This is a genomic window from Streptomyces longwoodensis (assembly GCF_001514125.1).
In the GTDB taxonomy this organism is placed as follows: Bacteria; Actinomycetota; Actinomycetes; order Streptomycetales; family Streptomycetaceae; genus Streptomyces; species Streptomyces longwoodensis.
The window spans coordinates 516,946-538,194 of record NZ_KQ948550.1; the positions used below are offsets into that span (position 1 = coordinate 516,946).

The 21,249-nt window shown below is 66.5% G+C and carries 21 protein-coding genes and 1 pseudogene; 12 read left to right on the top strand and 10 right to left on the bottom strand.

What is annotated here, in order from left to right:
* The first annotated feature begins 22 nt into the window (after positions 1–22).
* Genes AQJ30_RS07155 through AQJ30_RS07170 form a run of 4 tightly spaced genes read left to right on the top strand, consistent with a single transcriptional unit; the run spans position 23 to position 3,322 of the window.
* On the top strand, positions 23–892 hold the full coding sequence (locus tag AQJ30_RS07155; RefSeq protein ID WP_067230038.1) for an SPDY domain-containing protein: 870 nt from the start codon (positions 23–25) through the stop codon (positions 890–892).
* Between the two features lie 28 nt (positions 893–920).
* The gene (locus tag AQJ30_RS07160) at positions 921–1,403 is read left to right on the top strand and encodes a hypothetical protein (protein ID WP_067230041.1); all 483 of its coding nucleotides are present in this window, start codon (positions 921–923) and stop codon (positions 1,401–1,403) included.
* A gap of 58 nt (positions 1,404–1,461) precedes the next feature.
* Entirely contained in the window at positions 1,462–2,265 is an 804-nt protein-coding gene (locus tag AQJ30_RS07165; RefSeq protein ID WP_067230043.1) for an SPDY domain-containing protein, read from the top strand.
* A 37-nt stretch (positions 2,266–2,302) separates the two neighbouring features.
* Positions 2,303–3,322 (top strand): SpaA isopeptide-forming pilin-related protein, encoded by a 1,020-nt coding sequence (locus AQJ30_RS07170; RefSeq protein ID WP_067230046.1) that lies wholly within the window; start codon positions 2,303–2,305, stop codon positions 3,320–3,322.
* 118 nt (positions 3,323–3,440) lie between these two features.
* Here the strand turns inward: AQJ30_RS07170 and AQJ30_RS38365 are convergent, their stop codons facing one another.
* Both AQJ30_RS38365 and AQJ30_RS07175 read right to left on the bottom strand, forming a co-directional pair.
* Positions 3,441–3,587: a hypothetical protein gene (locus AQJ30_RS38365; protein WP_159052301.1), complete on the bottom strand. Its 147-nt coding sequence runs from the start codon at positions 3,585–3,587 to the stop codon at positions 3,441–3,443.
* A 757-nt stretch (positions 3,588–4,344) separates the two neighbouring features.
* The gene (locus AQJ30_RS07175) at positions 4,345–4,791 is read right to left on the bottom strand and encodes a DUF6233 domain-containing protein (protein WP_245726840.1); all 447 of its coding nucleotides are present in this window, start codon (positions 4,789–4,791) and stop codon (positions 4,345–4,347) included.
* 931 nt (positions 4,792–5,722) lie between these two features.
* Between AQJ30_RS07175 and AQJ30_RS36660 the strand changes: the two genes are divergently transcribed.
* A complete protein-coding gene (locus tag AQJ30_RS36660; protein WP_079083894.1) occupies positions 5,723–6,973 on the top strand; it encodes an FAD-dependent oxidoreductase in 1,251 nt (416 codons plus the stop codon).
* Positions 6,974–6,982: 9 nt separating this feature from the next.
* On the opposite strand, the gene AQJ30_RS38370 is transcribed toward AQJ30_RS36660, so the two are convergent.
* Positions 6,983–7,507, bottom strand: a complete 525-nt coding sequence (locus tag AQJ30_RS38370; protein ID WP_159052302.1) for a hypothetical protein — start codon at positions 7,505–7,507, stop codon at positions 6,983–6,985.
* Positions 7,508–7,949: 442 nt separating this feature from the next.
* Here AQJ30_RS38370 and AQJ30_RS07180 point away from each other — a divergent pair, with 442 nt between their 5' ends.
* The 3 genes from AQJ30_RS07180 (at position 7,950) to ku (ending at position 9,704) form a co-directional block, all read left to right on the top strand.
* On the top strand, positions 7,950–8,291 hold the full coding sequence (locus AQJ30_RS07180) for a MazG nucleotide pyrophosphohydrolase domain-containing protein (RefSeq protein ID WP_067230048.1): 342 nt from the start codon (positions 7,950–7,952) through the stop codon (positions 8,289–8,291).
* 63 nt (positions 8,292–8,354) lie between these two features.
* Complete coding sequence (locus AQJ30_RS07185) at positions 8,355–8,747, top strand: HIT family protein (protein WP_245726841.1); 393 nt, start codon at positions 8,355–8,357, stop codon at positions 8,745–8,747.
* Between the two features lie 165 nt (positions 8,748–8,912).
* Entirely contained in the window at positions 8,913–9,704 is a 792-nt protein-coding gene (gene ku, locus AQJ30_RS07190) for a non-homologous end joining protein Ku (RefSeq protein WP_067230053.1), read from the top strand.
* Between the two features lie 239 nt (positions 9,705–9,943).
* On the opposite strand, the gene AQJ30_RS07195 is transcribed toward ku, so the two are convergent.
* The 6 genes and pseudogenes from AQJ30_RS07195 to AQJ30_RS07220 all read right to left on the bottom strand — a co-directional run bounded on the left by AQJ30_RS07195 (position 9,944) and on the right by AQJ30_RS07220 (position 17,749).
* Positions 9,944–10,156: a hypothetical protein gene (locus tag AQJ30_RS07195; protein WP_067230055.1), complete on the bottom strand. Its 213-nt coding sequence runs from the start codon at positions 10,154–10,156 to the stop codon at positions 9,944–9,946.
* A gap of 481 nt (positions 10,157–10,637) precedes the next feature.
* A pseudogene (locus AQJ30_RS07200) lies at positions 10,638–11,453 on the bottom strand (SDR family oxidoreductase); the annotation flags it as partial.
* A gap of 20 nt (positions 11,454–11,473) precedes the next feature.
* Positions 11,474–12,286, bottom strand: coding sequence for a class I SAM-dependent methyltransferase (locus AQJ30_RS07205; protein ID WP_067230057.1), 813 nt, complete (start codon positions 12,284–12,286; stop codon positions 11,474–11,476).
* Between the two features lie 322 nt (positions 12,287–12,608).
* Positions 12,609–13,316 carry a hypothetical protein gene (locus AQJ30_RS07210; RefSeq protein WP_067230059.1) on the bottom strand — a complete coding sequence of 236 codons (708 nt, stop codon included), beginning with the start codon at positions 13,314–13,316 and terminating at the stop codon, positions 12,609–12,611.
* A 513-nt stretch (positions 13,317–13,829) separates the two neighbouring features.
* On the bottom strand, positions 13,830–15,761 hold the full coding sequence (locus AQJ30_RS07215) for a UvrD-helicase domain-containing protein (RefSeq protein ID WP_079083896.1): 1,932 nt from the start codon (positions 15,759–15,761) through the stop codon (positions 13,830–13,832).
* Positions 15,758–17,749 (bottom strand): ATP-dependent nuclease, encoded by a 1,992-nt coding sequence (locus tag AQJ30_RS07220; protein WP_067230062.1) that lies wholly within the window; start codon positions 17,747–17,749, stop codon positions 15,758–15,760. The genes AQJ30_RS07215 and AQJ30_RS07220 overlap by 4 nt, the downstream gene beginning before the upstream one ends.
* 276 nt (positions 17,750–18,025) lie before the next feature.
* Here AQJ30_RS07220 and AQJ30_RS07225 point away from each other — a divergent pair, with 276 nt between their 5' ends.
* From AQJ30_RS07225 to AQJ30_RS07240, 4 genes are all read left to right on the top strand, one after another.
* Complete coding sequence (locus AQJ30_RS07225; RefSeq protein ID WP_245726858.1) at positions 18,026–18,478, top strand: DUF6188 family protein; 453 nt, start codon at positions 18,026–18,028, stop codon at positions 18,476–18,478.
* Positions 18,479–18,717: 239 nt separating this feature from the next.
* Positions 18,718–19,071, top strand: a complete 354-nt coding sequence (locus tag AQJ30_RS07230) for an SPDY domain-containing protein (protein ID WP_067230065.1) — start codon at positions 18,718–18,720, stop codon at positions 19,069–19,071.
* 103 nt (positions 19,072–19,174) lie between these two features.
* A complete protein-coding gene (locus AQJ30_RS07235) occupies positions 19,175–19,465 on the top strand; it encodes a hypothetical protein (RefSeq protein ID WP_067230067.1) in 291 nt (96 codons plus the stop codon).
* Between the two features lie 15 nt (positions 19,466–19,480).
* Positions 19,481–20,302: an SPDY domain-containing protein gene (locus tag AQJ30_RS07240; protein ID WP_067230068.1), complete on the top strand. Its 822-nt coding sequence runs from the start codon at positions 19,481–19,483 to the stop codon at positions 20,300–20,302.
* A gap of 215 nt (positions 20,303–20,517) precedes the next feature.
* Here AQJ30_RS07240 and AQJ30_RS07245 read toward each other — a convergent pair whose 3' ends face one another.
* Positions 20,518–21,210, bottom strand: a complete 693-nt coding sequence (locus tag AQJ30_RS07245; RefSeq protein WP_067230070.1) for a hypothetical protein — start codon at positions 21,208–21,210, stop codon at positions 20,518–20,520.
* Positions 21,211–21,249: the final 39 nt, after the last annotated feature.

Consider the following 21,249-nt stretch of genomic DNA (forward strand, 5'->3'; position numbering starts at 1 on the left):
CGCCTTCATCCTTCAGGAACCTGTGACCTCTCACGACGACCTGCGCACGATTGACGGAGACGTCTTCGTCTCCCCGCGCCACCTCGCCTCTACCACCGGAATCGGCGACCCAGCTCTCGCCCCGCTCATCGACCTCGGCTGGGACCTCCATCACGACGACCTCGGCAACGCCTACGTCAACGCCCCCGACCGCAAGATCCGCCTGGGCTACCTCCCTGAGGGCGAGGACGACGGGCTCTGGCGCATCAACGCCTACCGCGATCCGTTCGGGCCACCGACCTGGGGCGTCTGTTTCAACGACCGCGTCCCTACCGAATTCGTCCAGGCGTTCACCACCGCCCTCGTCACGGCGTACCAGCAGGGTCCGGACGTCTACCTCGCCCGGCCGGTCTCCGGGACCGACGAGCACGACCCCTTCCTCGCCGTCGTACCCCTGCTGAAACAGGGTTGGGAGATCGACCGCCCGCGCTGGGGCGTCTTCGCCATCCAGGCCCCGGACGGACTCGCCGGCCTGGAGTTCACCACCGGCGACATCGACCCGGAAGCCGAACTGACCACGCGGGACGCCCGCTGGCAGCTGTGGGCGGGCAACTCCATCGACCGACCTGTCTGGTACGCCACGGCCAGCACCGACACCCCCGTCGCCCTGCTCGCCGCCGTCACCCAGTGCGTCGCCGACCCGGCTCCACTGCCCCGGTGGCGCGAGGAGACCTTCAGCTACATCAAAGGCATGGCTGAGCTGACCCCGATTCTCCCGCCCGGACCGCCGGCCCCAACCCCGCTCGACGTGCGGCGGGCTGCCGCCTCCCGGCGCCCTGCAGCGCTGCCCGCAGCCAGCGTTCCGCGCTGGAGCACCACCAGCCGACCGGCCCTGCCAGGCCCCCGCCGGTAGAACCAGCCCGTCTAACCGGAGGACCCCCTTGTCCCTGCGAGCCCCCGAGTTCTTCGCCGAACTCCGCCTTCCCTTCCCCAGCGGAACTGCCGTGGGCAACACCTACTACGCCACCCCCATCGCGGACGCACCGCTACGTCTGCAGATCAGCTTCACAGACACGATGTACAGGAACACGTACGGCGGTCTGCGTCTGACCGTGATGCACGTGGACCGAGGAAAGATCGACGCCGTAGCACTCAGCTTCGCCGACCACGGCACCTTCCACCGCCGTAAGGGAGCCCTGCACCACCGCAACATGCCGGACACCTTCAACATCACGCTCGCCAAGCCGGGCCAGCCCCCATGGGAGGGCGCCGACACCACGGGACTGCGCGACGCCATCCAGAGATACGCAGCCGTCTGGTTCCCCGGCGCCTGGACCGAGTCCGCGCCGAGCCGCGCCGCAGGCCGGACCGCGCGCCCGGCTCTCACCCTGCCGGCCGCACGCAGCGGCACCCGCGCACGTTGAGCTGCGCCACCCCGCCAGCCCCGGCGTTCGCACTCTCCCAGCAGGAGCCCCGCCCGCGATGACCCACTCCTTCGAGAACCTCGACCCGGCCCAGAGCGTGAAGGTCCTGCCCCGTCACCTCGCCGGCCCCGGGGCGGCTGACCCCCGAACCGTGTGGGCCTTCCCCTTCGACGAGGGCTGGCCGTTCGCCCAGACCGACGCAGGCACGGCCGCCGCGTTCAGCCCGTGCCTGCGACTACAGACCACCTTCGACCCCCAGCCCGAAAAGCCCGGCAGCGGCACGTGGACCATCAACGCCCACCGGGCCCCGTTCACCGAGCCGACCTGGCAGATCACCTTCGACGCCACCACTCCCGCCGAGCTGCTGCACGATGTCCACACCGAGTTGCTCGACCTCTACCTCGAAGACCGGCACAGCGACCAGGACCGGCTGTTCCAAGACGAGACGGCGCCGCACGAGGTGTACGCGCCATTGCTCACCCGCGGTTGGAGCCACGCCGTCAAGACCGACGGCACACAGACCTTCCTCACCCCGGAGGGACTCGGCGGTGTACGCCACCGCTACGCCACCAGCGGCTCCAGCGGCTCCAGCGGCTCCAGCGGGCCAGCCTGGCGGGCCTGGGGCGGGTACCCCAGCGAGCCGCACTGGAGGGCACGCTTCTCGTTCGGCACTCCCACCACGCTCGTCGCGGCCTTCACCGCCTCGCTCATCTCCACTGAAGCGCTGCAGCGCACCGTCCAGGATGTCCCTGCCCAGACCCGCCGCGCCCTCTACGTCGCTACTCCGGCAGCCAAGCAGCCGCAGGGCACCACGCATGTCGCCCCGTCGCCTCCTGCGCCGGTCCCTGGCCGGACCCGATGACCTTCCCCGCCCCCTGCCTCAAGGAGTCCTCTTCCTCGTGCACGCACGCCTCGTCCGATCCGCTGCTGTCGCCGTCGTGGTGACCGGCCCCTTCATCTGGTCGCCGACCGCGAGCGCCCAGCCCTCCGAACCGACCCCCTTGGCTTCTGCCGCTCCCGCCGAGACAGCGGCCCCGGACGGGGGCAGCGTCGAGATCACCAGCAAGGACACGGCCGGGGATGCGCTTCCCGGTGCCGCGTTCCTGCTGCTCAACTCCGCCGGCGCAGAGGCCGGACGTGGGAAGACCGACGCACAAGGGAAGTTGTCCTTCCCAGACCTTGCGCCGGGTGTCTACCGGCTCAAGCAGACGGCGTCCGACGCGCTCCACGAGGTCGTCGCCGATCAGGACGTCATTGTCACGCCGGGCGCGACCACCCGGCTGACCGTCACCGATCCGTTCAAGGCCGCCAAGGTCCTCCTGCAGGCCAAGGACGACAAGACCGGCGAGCTTCTGCCCGGAGCGACCGCGAACATCGGCACCGGCACCTCGACGCTGCTCACCCTGACCACCGGAGCCAGGGGCACGGCCTCCGGAGAGTTGCCCGTGTCGAGCCGGAAGACGCAGTTCTGGGTCAAGGACATCAAGGCCCCCGCCGGCTACGACCTCTACAAGCCGACCAAGACGTTCACCGCTGGTCCCGGCGCCCCGGTGACCGTGACCGTCACCAACGCCAAGACCGCCACCGACCCGAAGCCCGACCCCTCGGACAAGCCGACGCACAAGCCCACCGACACCCCGTCCAGTTCGGGCGAGCCGAGCAGCGGTACCGGTGGGTCCACGCCCTCCGCGCCGGGCAGCGACACACCGGATCTCGACTCCTCCACCGCTGCCGCGACCCCGGTAGGCAACTCCACACCGAAGGCGCCGACGGGCTCCCTCGCCCACACCGGAGCTGACGGCACCCCGTGGCTGATCGGCGGCGCGGCAGTGCTGATCGCTGCCGGCGGAGGTGCCCTCATCGTCGCCCGCCGACGGCGCACGGACGGCTCCACCGACAACGGCTCCGCCGAGAAATAACCCCAACTGCCCCACCGCGCATAGCCCCCGCAATCCGCCGAGGATTCCGGGGGCTATGTCGTCGGTAGTTGCAGGAACGGACAGGTGAGTCCTTGTGCAGGTTGGCCGTCGGGTCGATCTACCAGCTTCGGAAAATCACCGCCAGCAGTCGCTCCGCCCGCACCCTGACCTCTGGTTCGGGGTGCGACAGGGCTACGGCGAACAGCACCGTCAGCAAGGCAAGAAACGGACTGGAGAAGGTCGCGAACAGCGTGGCGTGGTCCATGCGGAGACAGTACAAGATGTGATCTTATGCACTAATTTACCCATTGAAGGGGGGTTAGGTAAGTTATACGCGTCAGCATCAAGAGGTGCGCTGGTCAGGTGCGTTGAGGCATCCCGGCTGCCGGTGACGCTTCTTCGTGGCCACTTCTGTTCAACTGTGACGGACGTCACTCGAAATTGAAGGGTGGGTCGACCCCTTAACCCGGCGTCCAGGGTGATCGTGCTGGGCATCGTGGCTTTCAGCGCGACCGGCCTCGTCCTGACCCTCCTCCCACGCATGTCAACCGCAGTAGTCAGGGCTTGGTCATGGTCCTCGATCAGTTCCCGAAGTAGCTGCTTGACCATGTCTGTGGCGAGGACGGTAGAGGGATGGAGCAACAGGCGCACCTTGTTCACCGGCGTGATGTAGGCCGCTTCGATGAAATTGATGAGCCTGTTCGCCCAGTGATGTGGTGGGTGGGATTCGAGACCGTCACCTGGACCGGTGAGAGCGAGCCGACCTGGTACGTCCCGCGAGTGAGTCCGCGAGTCCCATATCGTGTCCCGGCATGACGGTCTTGATCGTTGGCGGCAGCGGGTTCCTCGGCAACGAGCTGGGAGCGGTGGGGGCCGCTTCCGGAGGAGGGGGTGCTGGGGGTCCGCGACCTGCCGGCCGTCAACGGTCTGGTCAGCCCGCACGGCGATGTGCTGCGCCACCCCGTCCACACATCGAACCCAGGTCCCCCCGGCGGCCGGCGGCTCGTGGACGGCCGGGGAAGTCACGCCAGGTCGATGCCCAGCTCGGTGTCCGGTCTGCAGAATGTGCACGCAGTAATGGTCGGGTCGGTGAGGGCGGCCCGCACCTCATCAGCCCTGATCGGGTGCGGTGTTCCCTCGAACATGGTGCAGTCGGCCAGGTGGATGAAGGCGGGCTCCGGGCCGTGTGTGGTGCGCTTCTGCTGCACGATGTACCCGGCCCTCGCGGGCGGAGGAGTGAACGCCGGCAACGGTCCTGCGCCTTTCACCTTGTGCCCCGGCCGCTGCTGCTGCTGCGGCCGTTCGGCGCGTCCGAGCGCAGCGAGAACAGCCTCCCGCTGGAGCCGAAGGTAGGTGGCGACCGTTTCGTTGTCAGCGATCTCCTCGTCGAGGTGCGCGAGGATGACCCGGAGCCGACGGGGGTCGGGCGGCAGCGGCGGGCTAGGAGGAGGTTCGGACACGGCGCTCACCGTGCAGCGCTGCCCAGGCCGCTGACCGCCGGCCCTGCCAGTAAGGGTGGAACAGTACCTGCGACGACAGGCGGATCAGTCGTCTGCGCAGCGCGGTCCGAGGACACGCAGCGAGTTGCCCGTAGGCGGCGTGCCACTCCTCCTGTGCTCGCGCGAGGTCGTCGGGAATCGATCGCATGACCGGATTCAATCATGTGTTCGATTTTCGATGCGACCCGGTAGAGTCCCGGCCGCCCCCCTGGGTGTGACTGAGCGCGCCACTTGGCTACTGCGCGTGTTGGGTGGCCGCGGCGGCACTCATTTCCGCGCCTAGCCGGGCGCTGCGCCGGACGGGCCTGGTGACCGGGGGCCATGGGCAGCCGATGGTTTCCGCCCTGAGGGTCAAGGCGTACCCGTCCGGAGCATAAGAAGTACGGGGCCTCGACGGTCGCCGTTCTGCTGTTCGGAGCGGTGGCAGCGCTGCGACGGACACGCCAGCCGGGTTCGGGGTGACGACGTAGCCGCTCCTGTAGAGCGCCGGACCGGCGGGCGCGTCCCTCGCGCGATTCGCCGCGCGTGGCCGGACACTGCGGTCGGCCGACGCACGGCTGCAGCGTGGGCTGGGCGGTCCGATGGACGTCATAGAGAGACGGCGAAGGCAGATTCCGAGAGAACTTTTACTATGCGAGATGCGATTTTCGTCTAGCGAGAACCCCGAATTGCTTGAGGGTGAGGCGAGGCGTTTCCATCGCGTCAGCCAGCGGCCTCTCCTTGGGCCTAATTGGCAAGCGTTCCACGCAATGCACCGATAGGGCCGGCGCCACTGTGGTTACAGACACGGGGAGAAGCAACCCTTGCCTTGCCCAGTTGCACGGTCGTGGGTGAAGCGGTGCACTGGAACTGGGTGGCTACTGCGCGAGCGTTCCCGCCTTCGTGCGAGGCTGGAGTCCTGATGGCATATCACGACGTGGGCATAGTCGGCGGTGGATGTGCTGGGCTATTCCTGGCAAGGGAATTGGCGGTACGGGGCTGCGACTGCATTGTAATTGAAAAAGACCCAGCGGCTGCACATGCATCTACTCGAAACCAGGGATGGCTGCAGAGTGGATCATTTTATGCGGCGGTGGACGACGCAGCTGCGGCTAGAGGGTGCCGCGAAGGCTTTGACTACATCACTGAGACCTACCCTGACGCTATCTTGCGGGAGGTAGAGAGCTACTTCCTTTTTAGAAGTCAACAAGGTCTCACAGGAACATTGGAGCGCTGTCGAAGAGAGGGGATCCCGATTAACGCAATAGGAGAGAAGGAAATCCGGAAAATTCAGGACGAGAATCCCATCCTTCGGGGGACCCCGCTGGATTATATGGCCCAGGTGTATGACCGGCCATTCGACACACGTCACCTGCTCCAGACTGTCGCGGATGAGGTCGCATCGTGCAGGGTCGAGCCTATAGAGATTGCCAGTCTAGACAGTGTCACTGCTTCGCCCAAAAACCATGAGTGGATCGTCAATGTTGGCAATCGTAGTGGCATAGGATGCAGGATTCTCGTCCTCGCTTGCGGGGCCTACATCCCTGAACTGCTTGAAAGGATTACCCCTGAAATTCCCCTGGCGGTCGAGATAACTAAAACGCCGGTTTTGGTGCTCCGGGGTCATCAAATCTGCAGGTATGCGATCATGATGCCGTTGGAACCTGGCGGGCTTAACCTCGTACCCTTCAAGCCCATCGAGGATGTTGCGGGAATTAGCGTCTGCCTGTCCCGCACAGACTATCCGATAGATCGTGCAGGAAACGATTTCTTGCCCCCGAAGACACCGGAAGCTTTTGCCGCTTCGCTAGAGGCACACCTGCCGGGAATTAGGGAAGTTGTCCAAGCGTCATCGAGGCGGGTGGAAGCCCATTTCTACACTTGCCAAAAACTCAAGGAAAAGCTCAATGGTTCATCGCGCGGGCCACTGGCTCAATATTACGAAGATTGGCGACTCGGAGTCTTTTATCCGGGGAAATTTACTTCTTCCCCGATTGCGGCCAGCCGCTTCGCAGATGACCTGTGCAAGCAGTTCGGAAAGAAAACCGTTGCGGGGTCTGGTGGTGAACCTTTGCGCGTGGCGCGACAACGCTATTACGACCAAGCGGATCACCGGGTTGAGGTCACTGGTGGAGGGGTGAGGTTCCAGCTGGGGAGGGGGGTGGTTGAGTAGACATGTAAGTCACCAGGGGTCCGGGGATGTGGCCGTTTCCCGAAGCAGGTAGTAATCTTCAAGTGCCGATGAGATGTGTCGCTTGATTTCGTCGAGCCCAATAACGTGGGGGCCGGAGCCCTCTGTAGAAAGGCCCCTGGAGAACTGCAGGATACTCACTGAATCCTCCACCACTAGCGCAGCAGCCTCTTCGATTCGTTTCCGAGTCTCCTCAGAAACCGGGGAGAAGTTAGTGGGGGGATCGCCATGCTGAATTCGTCCGGGGATGTATGTAGCGAGCGCGTAACGAAAAGCGCAGACTAGGCCATTCTCCATGCCTGCCTCTGGATTCAATCCGCTCTCCGGAAGCCACGGATAGGATTTTCTCTGGTTGTAAGCCGCAAGGAATCGGCTGAGGACTCCGCTGTGCGCCTTTGATGCCACTATCTCCCGAAGGGCTTCATCTACTGCCACCACAAATTCCTTCGGAGCGGTAGGCTTTTCGTATCCCAATCTGGACACTTCGGTCTCCTCTGCTCTGCGCTGTGGCGACATGCAACTCCTTCTCACGGTATGGAGTGAACACTCACCCCGCATGCGTTGTGACTCATTGTGTTCGAGCGGCCACGTGGTGACATTTCGTGGCTAAATTACGTGGACGCTAAGACTCCGGACAAGGCGTGCGCTGCGTAATACCGCCCACACTCACCGTCCAGCGCTACCAAACGTGGCCTGCGGCCGTCCCGTAATGATCTCTGATGCACTTGCTGCCCTGCTCGGTTGATGATCAGGCGGTGATCATGAAGTTGCGCAGGCGTGCATGAGGGTGGCCGTCTTCTCTTTCCGCCCTACATCACAGGCTGGAACCGAGTGGGATAGTTGGTATGCCTACGGCGGTCCCTATCTGTGGCCAACTCCGATGCCGAGGGTGGCCAGATGAGGCACTCAGTCACACTGGGAGCATGGGCGTTTCGACGCGGATCGGCGGGAGGCGCGGATGGGCCTTGACGAGCTGCTGCAGCAGGCGATGCGAGTGCATGACCTGTACGACCGGCTGAACCTGCATGAACGGGGCCGGGGGTGGACACGGGAAGAGTTCATGCTCGGCTTCGCGGGTGACGTCGGCGATCTGGCCAAACTGGTCATGGCCGAAGAGGGAGCGCGGGACATGCCGGGCGGGCGAGCGGCACTGGAACATGAACTCGCGGACTGCCTGTGGTCGGTGCTCATCTTGGCCCACCGCTATGGCGTCGATCTGGAGACTGCCTTTCGCCGCACGATGGCGGAACTGGAGACGGCGATCAGCGCCCGGCTCCCCGGCGATGGGAGCTCTGCGTGACCGCGGGGCCCTTCGACCGCCGGCGCGCGATCAAGGACTGGTGAACTGATGGAGCGGGAGTCCGTGGATCTCGATGCCTACGCCGCCAGGGCCCGGACCGGCTCCTGCTTCATCTGTGCGTACCTGGACGGACACCCTGACTACCAGCACGAGACGATCTACAAAGACGACGCGCATGTCGCATTCCTGGACCGGTGGCCCACCGTCCCCGGCAAAGCCCTCGTCGCCCCGAAGGCACACATCGAGCACATTGCCCGGGACCTGGACGAAGCCGCGTTCAGCAGCCTCATGCTCGTCGTCCACAGAGTCGCGCTCGCCGTGGAGGAAGTCTTCCGCCCAGAACGGACCTACCTGCTGTCGCTGGGAAGCCAGCAGGGCAACACACACGTGCACTGGCACATCGCTGGGGCCCGCCCGGCGTCCCGTACGAGCGTCAACAATTTCACGCCCTCATGACCGAGAACGGCGTACTGGCCCCGGCCCCCGAGCAGAGCGCGGACATGGCGAAGCGTCTGCGTACGTCCATCGCGGCCGGCCGGGACCGTCCCTGCGACCAGAGGCTGGAGCAGGATGAGTCCGGACCGGGATGCGTGCCCCCTGCCGCCGGATGACTCTGGAGGTATGAAGGCCACGTGGTCCGGGATGATCCAGTTCGGGCTGGTCACCATGCCGATCAAGCTGTACGCGGCGACCGAGGAGCATCCCGTGCGCCTTCGCGAGATCCATATCGTCGATGGCAGCCGCGTCGAACACCGTCGCTTCTGCAGGGCCGAGAACAGGGAAATCCCCTACGACCAGGTCGGCAGGGGATTCGAACTGGCGGATGGGCGCATGGTGCCGCTTACGGAGGAGGACTTGGCCCGCCTGCCTTTGCCCACCAAGCGCTCCGTTGACGTGCTCGGCTTCGTGCCCTTCGAGGACATCGACCCCATCAGTTACGGCCGGCCGTACTACGCGGGGCCCGGACCCGGTGCCGGCCGGCCGTATGCTCTTCTCGTCGAGGCCCTCGCCCGCACCGGCTACGTCGCTGTGTGCAAGGTCGCCTTGCGCAGCCGGGAGCGTCTGGCGCTGCTTCGCCCCCGCCACGGAATGCTCATTTTGCAGACGCTGCTGTGGCAGGACGAGTTGCGTGACCCGGGAGATCTCGCGCCATCCGCGCCGGTCAGCGACCGGGAGCTGGGGCTGGCCGAGGTGCTGATTCGGGAGCTTATCGGTATTGACGTCGGTGAGGTACGCGACGAGTACGCTCATGCCCTTGAGCAGCTCGTAGATGCGAAGATCACCGGCGCTCAGCTCGTCGAGCCAGCGGCACCCGGCGCTGCGATGGATCTGATGACAGCGCTGGAGGAGAGCGTCCGAGCGGCTGAGCGAGCGCACGGAGGCCAGTCTGCCCGGCCTCGGTCATCGTCCTGACGGGCCCCGGAATGCTTCGGTTGTAGGGTCTCGCCGCCCATGGCCAGCGGCGGTGCCGTGACCTGGCAGTTGCCGTCGTGTCTCACAGCTTGGCCAGCCGTCCAGTCTCACGATCGTGTCCAAATCCTCGGGGCGGCTGGCTTGCTGGCTCGTCAGCTCGCTGGATAACCACCAGTTGACGGAGTGCAGAACGCAAGCAGGGCGCCGACCGGAGTGGCTGGCGCCCCGCTGCCGTGCCGTCAGGCCGGTTCGGATGTGGGCGTCTCGGTCCGGCTGCTGCTAAAGACGTCCACGATGCGGAAGTCGTCGCGCTCCAGGGCCTCGACGATCGCCACGGCCATGTCCTCAAGGCCGTCCGTGTCGGCAGGTAGGCCGCCGTGCGCCTTCCGGTAGGCGACCATGGTGTCCACGATCCTGAGCACAACATCGATGTTCTCCGCACTGCTCTGCATCACGCCTCCTGTTCGTCGTCGCTGCCGCCGTTGACCGCGCGGAGCCGCCGGTGAGCCTTGAACGCCTCGCCGGGTTCCGGCCAGTCGTCGGCGCAGATTCCGTAGCGGGGCGGCATCAGACCCCGCCCACCCATATGAGTGAAGGGCCTGACCTGCCAATCTCAAACTCGTGTCAGATCTGCCATCGCTTGGCCATCGACCGTGAGATTTGGCCACGAAATCTGAGACCCTACATCGGTGTAGGGTCTCGCGGCGCGTGTCAGAGGCCAGCGCTGTGACCTGGTGTTCTCAACCCTGTTCCGCTGTCCGTTGGGGTTGATCAGTCTCACGACAGTGACGGATCCCCATGGCTGGCCGCATCAGTCGTCTTCGGCGTCGATGCCGAAGCGCCCGATGCGCTCTCGCCGAACTGCGCGTGTGTCGTCCTTCTACCGGGGCCCGCGTGGCGCGCGGTCGGCGGGCTGCGACGTCCAGGCCGTGGGGCGAGGAACTGGTGCGCGCCGCGCAGCGTGGTACGCAACTTGCGCTGTGTCGAGCGGCTGTTGAGGCGGACATCGAGGGGCCCGGGAAGGGTACTGTCGGCCCGTAGGCCCGTGGGCAGTCGCGATGCGTCGAGTCCATCGCGTCGGGCGATGAGCACGCCCAGCTCGTGCCGGCTGAGAGCCTGGTTCCCACCGAGGTGGTGGACGCCGGTCGTGTCGCCCGACGCGAGTTCGAGGAGCGCTGCGGCCAGATCGCTCGCGTGGACCGGGCATCGGAAGTCGTCTGTGAAGAGGACGCCTTCGCGTGTGCCGGCGGCCAGTTCGTGGACGGTGCGTTCGTGCTCGGACTGTCCGTCGCCGATGATCAGCGAGGTGCGGGCCACGGCGGCGTCCGGATGGAGCAGAAGCACCGTTTCCGCGGCGGCCTTCGCCGCTCCGTACGGGGTGATGGGGTCGGGCCTGCAGTGTTCGTCGTAGGGAACGTGGCTCTGGCCGGAGAAGACGGCGTCGGTGGAGAGCTGGATCATTCTGCTTCCGGCCTTCGCCGCGGCGAGCGCGAGGCGGACGGGTCCCTCGGCTGTGACTGCCCAGTCGGCCCCGCCGCTCGATGCATTGACGATGACGCGAGGGTTCACCTCGGCCACGACCGCTTCCACGCTCCCTGGATCCCGCAGGTCGAGGCTGCGCCAAGTAACCCCCGGAGCACTGCCGGGCCTGGTCGTATAGGTCGCGGCCGTCGGGCGCCCCGCCGATACAGCTTGCCGGACCAGCTCGGTGCCCAGGAACCCGGACCCACCCACGATCAGCAGCGTCATGAGGCGACACCCTAGACCGGTCAGGGCCCGGTGATGGCGAGAATGTGGGCGGAGGCGTCGGTGAGGGCCGCGTGCGGTTCCGCGATGCGAGCCGCGGCGAGGGCCGCTTCATACATGTCCGTGCCCATGAGGTTGGCGCTGGTGTACTTCTCGATGGCCTTGACCGCCACCCAGCCGGGTCCTTCGATTCCGTAGAGGCGGGGATCGGTAAGACCGGCCTCCGTGACCTCCGCGCGCAGCTCGGTGGAGGTCTGGAAGTAGGCGACGGTGAAGCCGCGCTGTCCGGCGTAGCGGCCCTGGGCCAGGGTGTCACGGACCCTGTCCTGGATCGCGGACTCGGTGATACCGGTGGTCGCGATGTAGTCGAGGAGGGGCGAATAGCGGGAGATCGCCGCCGCGGCGATGAGTCCGCCAGGCCGGGCCACGCGGGCCGCCTCCGCCAGCGCGGAGATCCGGTCGATCTTGTCGTGGAGGTGGTAGAGCGGGCCGAGAAGCAGAACGACGTCGTACGTCCTGTCCGCGGCGGTAATGCGGCGGGCGTCGCCCAGCTCGGCCGTCACGCCGTCGATGGCGGCTGCCTGGGTGACGTGCTTGGGGACAGGGTCCACGACGTGCACCGTGTAGCCGTCGTCGGCCAACCACCGGGCGTGCGTTCCGGGACCACCGCCGACATCGAGCACGCGGGCCGGTGCCGGCGGGAGGTGGCGGCGCAGTAACTCGCGGGTGCGCGCGAACTCCAGGGTGCCTGTGGCGGTGGTCTGCAGCCGTGCGGCTTCGTCGGACCGGGTGTAGAAGTCGATGATCTCCGGGCGCACGGCGCGGTTGCTCGTCATCGGGGCGTCCTCGTCAGGAGGGGCTGTCGGTGTCCGGCAGGGTAGGGGAGACAAGGAAGTGATCACTTTGATTTTCGGAGCCCTGCAAGGATCCGGCGCCATTGTGGAATCGCGGCTGGTCGTCGCACACCAAGCCGACGAGGGAGCAACTACCGGGTCCAGTGGGTACAGGACAACAAGAAGCGCACGTCGGCGGTGAGCTACGGCCTGCCCAGCGCGTAGGACCGCAAGAGGACGCTGGAGGCCGAGGGCACCGCCACGGACATCAACATCGTGAAGGTGCAGCCCGGCCAGTAGGGGCCGGCATCCAGTGAGTGAGCAGTCACGTGGTTGTCCGACGGGCGCTGCTTCGTATGAAGAACGCGGGGACCCGTGCCCACCGCCCGCGCCGCTCGTCACTTCGTGGATGGTCTCGGCGGTTCAGATGCTCCTGCGCGGCCTGCGTGAACCGCTCGATTGCGGCGAGCAGCTCCTCATGACGCGTCCAGGAGCGCTCCGGGTCCGGCGGGACGACTCCTCCGGCCACGCGCTCGCTATGCCCCGCCCGCCGGAGCGTGCGGAAGAGGCCGGTGGCTGCGGCGCGCACCTGCCGCGCGGCCTCGGCTACCTCGGCGGGCCCTTCGAGCTCCACGTGCTGGACAGCCGTCGATACCGGGTTCGGGTTGTTTACCGCCGATATGCGGTCCCGGAAGTCCGCTTCCGCCGCGGCCTCCCCTGCGGCCTCCCTGCGGGAGAGGCGGTCTGTGTTCGCGGCCGCCCTGTCCATCCCCCTGGCCAGCCGAAGGACCGGGTGTACCTCGGTCGCGTAGCTCTGGGCTGCCGTCATGAGCCCTACGTAGGCTTCCCTCTGCGCCGTGCGGCGGGCCGTGTCGAGGGGGCCGAGGTAGGCGCTGGCGGCCTGGGCGAGCCCGGCTTGGACAGCGGCTGCGGCTTGCCGTCGCGCACCACGAACGGTGAACATCCCGGTGAGGGCCGCGCCCACCACAGCTCCTCCGGCGCCCATGACGGCGGTGGCTGTCTCCTGTCCCATACCCCACAAACTCATGTCCCCGATCTTCGCCTACGGTGCCGGGGTTGGTCCCGGAATCGTAGCCAGGAGACAACGGGCTGGCGCTGGCGGGCCACCCCCATGACCGGCTGCCGGGCAGACGCCATTTCTACGGGTGTACGCCGAGCGGTTTCAGACCCTCGGACCGTCAGATTCGCCGCGAGGACCAGCGCGACGGTGGTGGTGAGGGTGCCCAGCCCGACGTGTTCATGGGTCAGGAGCCTGGCACCGAGGTAGGCGTTCAGCGGGAGCAGCCGGGAGGCCGGACTGCCGAGCGACTGTCCAGAAGAGGGCTGCGCCACCTCGCCTTCATCCCCTAGAGCGAACAGGGTGGCCGGAAGCCTCAGATTTGTGGCCAATCGGCCACGAGATTTGGCCACGCTATGAGATCCCACAGTGTGGGATCTCATAGCTCGTGTCCTACACCGACGCTGGGGCCTGCGGCTTCTCAATACGTCTTACGTCGTAGTGGGGGGGAGTCTAGATGTCCTGTCCCTATCCTTGGTCGATCTCGGGCACGCCCGCCTCGGCGAGCATCGCGAAGAAGGCCGAGATGGGGCCAGCACGTTCGGACCGGTCCGTGGTGAAGATCAGCCGTTGAGCAGCCCTTGACAAACCCACGAAGAAGGTCGACGTCCCTTCACGGGGGTCGCTTCCGAGCGCCCACCACTGCCTGCCGTGGATACCGAGGAAGAACACGGTGTGGTATTCGAGGCCCTTGCTGCGGTGGGTGGTGAGCAAGACGACGGCATCGGCGGACTCGAACTCGTCGAGCACCACACCCCAGTCGGCCGCCCCGCCAAGCACTGTCTCAAGGCGTGCCTCGAATGCGCCGGTGACGAGATCGAACTCCTCACCGGGTGCCGTGGCCTTCACGTAGCGGCGCAGGGCTGCGCTGTCCGCGAGATCGAGCATCCTTCGGACGGCGTCGGCCGCTGACGTGGTCGACGGAGGGTGGGAGTGAAGCCAGGCACGGAGTCGGGTGGTCAAGTCGCTCAAGTCCTCGCCGACACGCTGCTGGGCTGCCTCGTCATCGGTTGCGCCGTACACACGCTCCAGAGTCGCCGATACCTCCTGCCACACTGCGACGAGGCCACGGGGCTGGTGCGCCAGTCGGAACAGCCCCACGAACAGGCGAGCGGTCTCGCTCTTCAACAGATCTTGGAGGGTCATCTTGCCCACCCTCGCGTCGTCATTGCGAACTCGAATGCCGTGCGCGGCGAGGCGTGCCCGAAACAGCGGCTCGAAGTCTTTGATTTTCTGTCGTGCGATGAGCGCGAAGTCTGCCGGCTTGCGGTCCGAGCCGGCGATGTCCCGGGCGATCCAGTCGGCGATGAACCTCGCCTCCCTGTCTCCGCCGGAGAACGTCCACAGCACGGCCGGCTCGTGCCCGTCCTCGGCAGTCGCCTTTGAGGTAGCCCGCACCGTGGTCGGATCGAGTTTGCTGGCGATCACGTGTTGCAGTTCGACCAGGGCGTCGCTGGAACGGAAGTTCCACGCCAGCCGGTAGGTGGTGGCGTCAAACGTGCTGGTGAAGCGCTGGACGGCCTCGGGCACAGCGCCGGCCCAGCCCATGATCCGCTGTTTGCTGTCTCCGACCGTGGTCACCGCGGTCTCCTCGCCGAACACTGACGTGAGGAAGGAGAACTGCGCGCTGGTCGTGTCCTGGAATTCGTCGACGAACACAATGGGGTAGGTCATCCGCAGGGCGCGTCGGATTTTCGGCACCGCACGGACCAGCAACTCGGCGAGCCGGTTGAGCATGACGAAGTCGACTTCCGCCTTTCCCGGCCGCAGGTAGCGCGCACGCCACCACTCGCGTCCGGCGTAGGAGACGGCGTCGACCTCGTCGTCCGTCGGTACGCTCACGGGCAGATTCCATCCCCCGACGATGTCGGAGACGAAACGCCCGGGCTGGAACCCGACCTTCCCGGACAGCGTCCGGGGCGCCGAGAAGGCGATGGTATTGAGGAAGGCACTCACCTCCCGGTCGGGTGCCGTGCGGATGTCGTACCCGTGACTCATCCGCCAGTCCGGCGGAAGGGCCGGCGCGAAACGATCCACCAGTCCCTTGGTGAATGCGTCGAAGGTCATCGACGCGAAGCGGCTGGAGTGTTCCGGAACCCGGGCGGCAACCCGACGCCCGAGGTTGGCGGCAGCGTCCCGCTTGAAGGAGATCGCCAGAATGTGCTGCGGCCACGGGCACAGCCCGGTCTGGAGGAGATAGGCGGCGCGCTGAGCGAGGAACTCCGTCTTGCCCGCGCCGGGCCCGGCCACGACTGCCACATTGCCCGTGTCCCGCAGAGCCTCCCACGCGGCTGGCTCCAGATCATCGATACCCGCCGGGCGCCAATCCTCCACCGGGACCAGGGCCGTTGGGCGCAGCGTCGGAACGGTGGTCGAGGCGAGGCGGTCGGAGGCGCTCACAGCGCGACCTCCTTGCGGATGTGTTCCACGAGGGCCACGAGGACCTCCGGCGCGTTCAGTCGGAGTTCCTCGTCACTGAGGCGGCCGAGCGCGCGCAAATGGGTGCTCGGCTTCGACCGCGTCAGGAACAGGTATCGATACCAGCCCAGCCACTCGGCCCGTGTGCCGTTCCAGTAGCGCGGCCTGGTCCCCTTCTCTCCCAGGACCGTGGTGGTGGGGTCAGTGGAGTCAGGCCCGCGCTGTTTGCCTTCGAGGTGTCTGTAGGCGTTCTCGAACGCGCACAACATGGCGTAATCGAGGTCGAGCGGCTCGGAGTAGAAGACGGCGAACGTGCGCAGGTGTTCCAGGATCGGCCTGATGTGCTTGAGGAGGAGGCCGTCGTGGATGTCGTCGACGTCGTCATAGCCGTCGAGATCTTCTAGTGGGTCGAGCCCATTGTCCACGAGGCGGTTGCACGCATCACGGAGTCGGGCCGGGCCCGCGCCGACTTTGCCGTAATCGAGGTCCAGCAGGGTGGCGTGAGGAATGTCCAGGTCGTGGAGCAGCTTCCACATGTGGTTGGTGTGCCTGCCGTCGAGCGGCACCATCGCTACGAACGAGGGGTCTAGCTGCACCCCGTGGGCCTGGGCGATCCGGGGGATGACGAGCTGCTCGGTGTCGCCTTCCCCGAGCACCACGAACTTGGCGAAATACAGCTCCGGGTGGGCACGCACCGCCTCCCGTAGGTACTTGCCCGCCTCGGTGGTGTCGCCGGGGAGGGTGATTTCGCGGACTGATGCGGTCGCGGTGGCCGGCTCCGCGCGGAAGTATCGGACGTCTTCGGGACGGATGCGGGGCATGACACTGGCGGAGTGGCTGGAGAGGATCGTCTGCGTTGCCGTTTTGCTGCTCAGATCTTGCAGCTGGCCAACGATCCGGGACAGGAAGAACGGCGAAAGGCTGTTCTCGGGTTCTTCGACCGCGATCAGGGTCAGGTGAGGCAGTTGAGCGGCTTGCAGCGTGAAGTCATCGCTGTGCTGGCCGGCGCAAACCGCGGCCTCGACGTCTATAGCAGCCGCCGCCAAGGCGAGGTGCAGCAGCGACCGCTGCCCGTCGCTCAGCATGCGGGCCGGCCTGGGCCGACCGTTGTGATCGGGCTCGAAGACGAGTTCGGAATCGCGGACCAGTTGGTTGAAGTCGCCGTCGAGGAGCCGCAGTTTGGGATCCGAGTGCATCCCTGCGTCGTGCAGTTCCTGCCATCGGGCCGTCAGGGCGCCCTCGACCGCTTGGACCACGGGCTCCTCGGTGAAGTTCTGGGCGACTTCAGCCGCGTGGCCGCTGACGAGGTCACGCAGGCCGGTTGACCACTGCGCGGCTCGCCATAGCCGGCTGCGGAGAAAGGCCGTCACCTGGCGCACACCGTCACGGGAGGCCGGGATGTAGATCATCTGGATACGGCTGCGCTCTGCAGCAGTCAGCTGCACGTAGTCGTCCTCGCCATACTCCTCGACAAGGGTGTTGACGATCACGCGTGACTCGGTGATCGCCCCCTCCACCGTGCCGTCATCGACCCATTCGGCCCGAAGCGCCACCCGGACCTTCAGGTCGCCATCCTCCGTGGCGGCCATGCGCCGGAAGAACTCCGGGACTGCTCGGGATACTCCGGCCTGCTGGTGCTCCGCATCCTCCGCGGCATCACCATCGTCGTCTTCTCCGACTTCGTCGTTCTCCCCGCTGCCGTCGAGTTCGGGGAAAGCGAGCACCGCTTCGATGGTCAGCTCGCGGCTGGCGGGCAGGTCGGTCTCGCCGGCGGGCACGTGGAAGTCGTCCACACGTACGGACCGCTCCTGCCCGGATATCCCGAACAAACGCAGCAATGCCTCGCAGGCTGCGGTCTTGCCCGAGCCGTTGGCGCCGATGAAGGCAGTCATGCCCCGGTCAAGGCGAAGGATAGTGCGCCCCGGCCCGAAGCACTTGAAGTTCTCCAGCACGAGCTTCTCGATGAACATTCGTCACTTTCCGGTACAACGATGTCATGAATGGCGATACCGCGCCGATGACAGTACCGAAACCGTGTGATCTCCGGGCTCATACGATCAAAGTTGTCGCCGGTCCTGTCTGCTGTCCCGTCGCATCCGAGTTGTCTCTGGATCTTGGCCTGAGCTGCTGGTTCGCCAAGTGGATCGAGAACATACCTCGCCGGATTCTCAACGGAACTGGCTTCGGCGGAATCCATGAGGACCGTCCATCGCCCCTCGGCCGGGGCCGTGCACCATGGCGGGGTGATGAGCACCGAAGCAGAGCCGGTTGAACACGAAAACCGGTGGATCTTGAATCTCCGCGGGTGGGGCGTTACTGGGATCACTGTCGACTACCGCCTCACGCTGGCCCTCGACGACGGTTGGGAAGTCGTACTCGAAGCAGCTGCTTGGCTCTCATCCGGGCCAGCCCACACCGATCCTGGCTTGCTTCTGCTGCCGGAGACTCAGGACGTGGCCGCAGCTCTCCCGCTCTTCGGGACGAAGGTCGTCTCTACGATCGCCTTCAAGTCCGGCAAGCTCCGGATGGTGTTCGAGGTCGGCGCGCATCTGACGTGTCCAGCCGATGCGGAGTTCGAAGCGTGGCAGATCACAGGACCCGGAGGATGGCGGTTCGTGTCACTGCCGGGAGGCGACCTCGGCGTCTGGTCTGCCTCCGCGGCGAATGAGAATCCGCAAGGTCAGTCTGCAGAGCATTGAGAATCTGCCAACTGCAGTGCAACGGGACGACTGCGAATTTCAGCGCAGTGTCGGATCAGACTTCGACCCGACATCAGCCGTGAGATTCCGACACGATATTTGAGACCCTACAATCGGTGACAATGGGCAGTTCGCCGGGGGCAGACAGGAAAGATCGCGGAAAGACTGGCCAACGGGTTCGAGGGCATGTCAACGTAGACGACCTTGCAAGAAATCCCAGGTCAGAGAGGTGATTGCCCGTGACCGTAGCCCCTGTCGGCCCCGGTTTCTCCACCACCGTCGAAGCCCTGCGACTGCGGGAGTGGCAGCTCGGCCCCGGTCAGCCGACCCTGGTCATGGACCAGTTCTCCGCCGAGGACTTCCACCTGATCGTCGATGACCGCGCGGACGTGCACGTCAGCAGCAAGGACGGCAGGTTCTACCTCGGCTGGTTCCCGCTCGGCCGCCCCGGCACGGACGGCGAGGGATGGAAGATCGCCGTCACCGGCACCGCCAAGGTCCGCGGCTACCACCTGTCGTTCGATACCGAGACGCCGGCCGACATCGTTGCCGCCGCCGTAGCGCGCGTGCTGGAGACCTCACGCCGCCTCTGACAGCGCGGACACCGACAGATAATGCCCGCCCTGTGAGCGAGCTGGCCGTCCGAACGGCGGCCCGCTCCACCGCCCCGTTTCCCCGCACCCCAGGAGGCTCTTCGTGACGTCCCCGGAGATGACCGTCGGCGATCTCATCGACCTGCTGTCCGGCTGCGACCCGAATGCTCCGGTCCGCCAGGCGATGAACCCGTTCTTCCCGATGGCCCACCGCTTGGCGCAGGTCCTGCAGTCGGTCGACGAGACCGGCCGGACCGTCGTCTACCTCGCTGAAGGGCGTGACGAGGACGCACAGCTCGGCCACCTGCCACCCGAGGTCGCCATCGAGCTGACGTGGCAGGGCCCAATTCAGGCACCCCCGCGCCGCCCCCGCCGCCGCGCCGGCGGCAACTAGATACGCACCGAGCCCTTGGAGGCGCCCCTGTACCCCGACTTCCCGCCCGACTCGTCCACGCCGCGCGGCGGCCAGCCCGCGTTCTGGGTCAGTCCTCGGCACCTGGCTGGTGACGATGGGCGCCTCTACGACGTCGTCGCCGACACGCTCGCCGGCCTGGGCTGGACGAGCCTGACGATCGTCCGCGGACGTCATGAGCCGGACGAGGCCCCGGAGGACCGCCAGGTCCTGCGCAGCACCGTCCTGCACATCAGCCCAGACGCCCTGCGATGGGCCCAGTGGGGCCTGGCGGACGAGCCGTTCCACCTGGGCGAGCTGCCGATCGCCTGGCAGATCTCCGCCCGAGCCGAGGCGAGCAGCCCGCTCGCCCAGTGGTCGGCCTACTTCACCCGCGACGTCCCTGGCGAGGCGGTGGTCGACTTCCTCGTCGCGCTCGACGCATGCGACCAGCCTGCCGTGCCGCTCGCCGGATCCGAGCTGGTCCTTGACGCTGTCGCCGCCCACGGATGGTTCCGCGACATCGACCAGCCCCAGGCGGCAGCGACAGACCCGACGTTCACCTCACACATCAGCCTCGGCGAGGTCCCGCCCCTCATCCAGGACGCCGACCCGCGTGCCCTGTCCGCCGAGGACGACGAGACGGGGCCGGCCGGATGGCAGGCGTGGGCCGAGCCCGCGCTCGGCGCACCGTGTCTGTGGGCGGCATCGTTCGCCGCCAGCGTCCCGCACGATCTCGTCGCCGCCTTCGCCGCCTCTCTCAGCTCGACCGCACCGGTCCTGCGGCGGGTGCTGCCCGTGGCCACCCAGGAGCGCCTCCTGCGCGCGCCGGCCATCTAGCGTCCAGCGCGCAACTCTCGACGATCGCAGTCCGGCACCCTCCCAGTTGGGGTGCCGGACTTTCTTGCTTCCCGAACGTGCTCTACGTACAGGCCGGCCAGGTCCGAGCCTGGGTACCAGGCCAAGCCGCTCGCGCCGCTCAACGAGCCATCCAGTAACGCACTGCTGCCCCCGACCCGCGGTGGTCGGAGGCAGCAGCGTGACGTGCATGCAGGTCAGCCCGTTGACGTGGCCTTGGCGAGGGCCTTATCGAGGTGGCGGTCGACGAGGGCCGGGGAGCCGGAGACGATCAGCAGCAGGCTGCCGTCGCGGATCGCGGTCTGCTTGACCACGGTGCTCCGTCCCCCGGCGGTGAACGTCAGGAGTTGGCTCCACTGCTCGTCACCGCTGGCGTGGGGTGAGGGCAGCTTCTGCGAGGTCACGTCAACTGGGGTGCCGCCCGCGACGATCTGATAGGTCGGGCAGCCGGTCATGGCGTCGAAGATCCGGTCGATGCCGTCGGAGAGCTTCCTCGCGCTGTCGCTGTACAGCTCCTCGGAGATCTCCGAGGAGCTGCCGCCGTAGGTGAAGTCCGCCTTCGCCTTGTGCGGGAAGGCGAGCGTGCCGCCAGTCGCCGCGTCGCCGCCCAGCTCGCTCAGGGCTGGGCAGCCGATGACGGTGACGTCGTCGTGCTGGGCCGGACGCTCCGGCTTGGGCAGGTAGCCGCTGCCGAGGTCGCTCTGGTCGAGCAGGCGGGACTCGAGCGCGGCCGAGGAGAGCGCGGCTGGCTTCTGGACGGTGTCGGCCGGCTTTCCTGTCCGGGCGGCGGAGGAGGTCTGGTGCGTTCCCCCGGTGGTGTCGGTGGAGCAGGCGGGCAGGGCGAGGGCGGCGGTGATGCCGAGGGCGGTGGTGGCGACGCGAACGCGCATGACGGAACTGACCCCTTGGTGCTAGGCGACGGGTGGTCA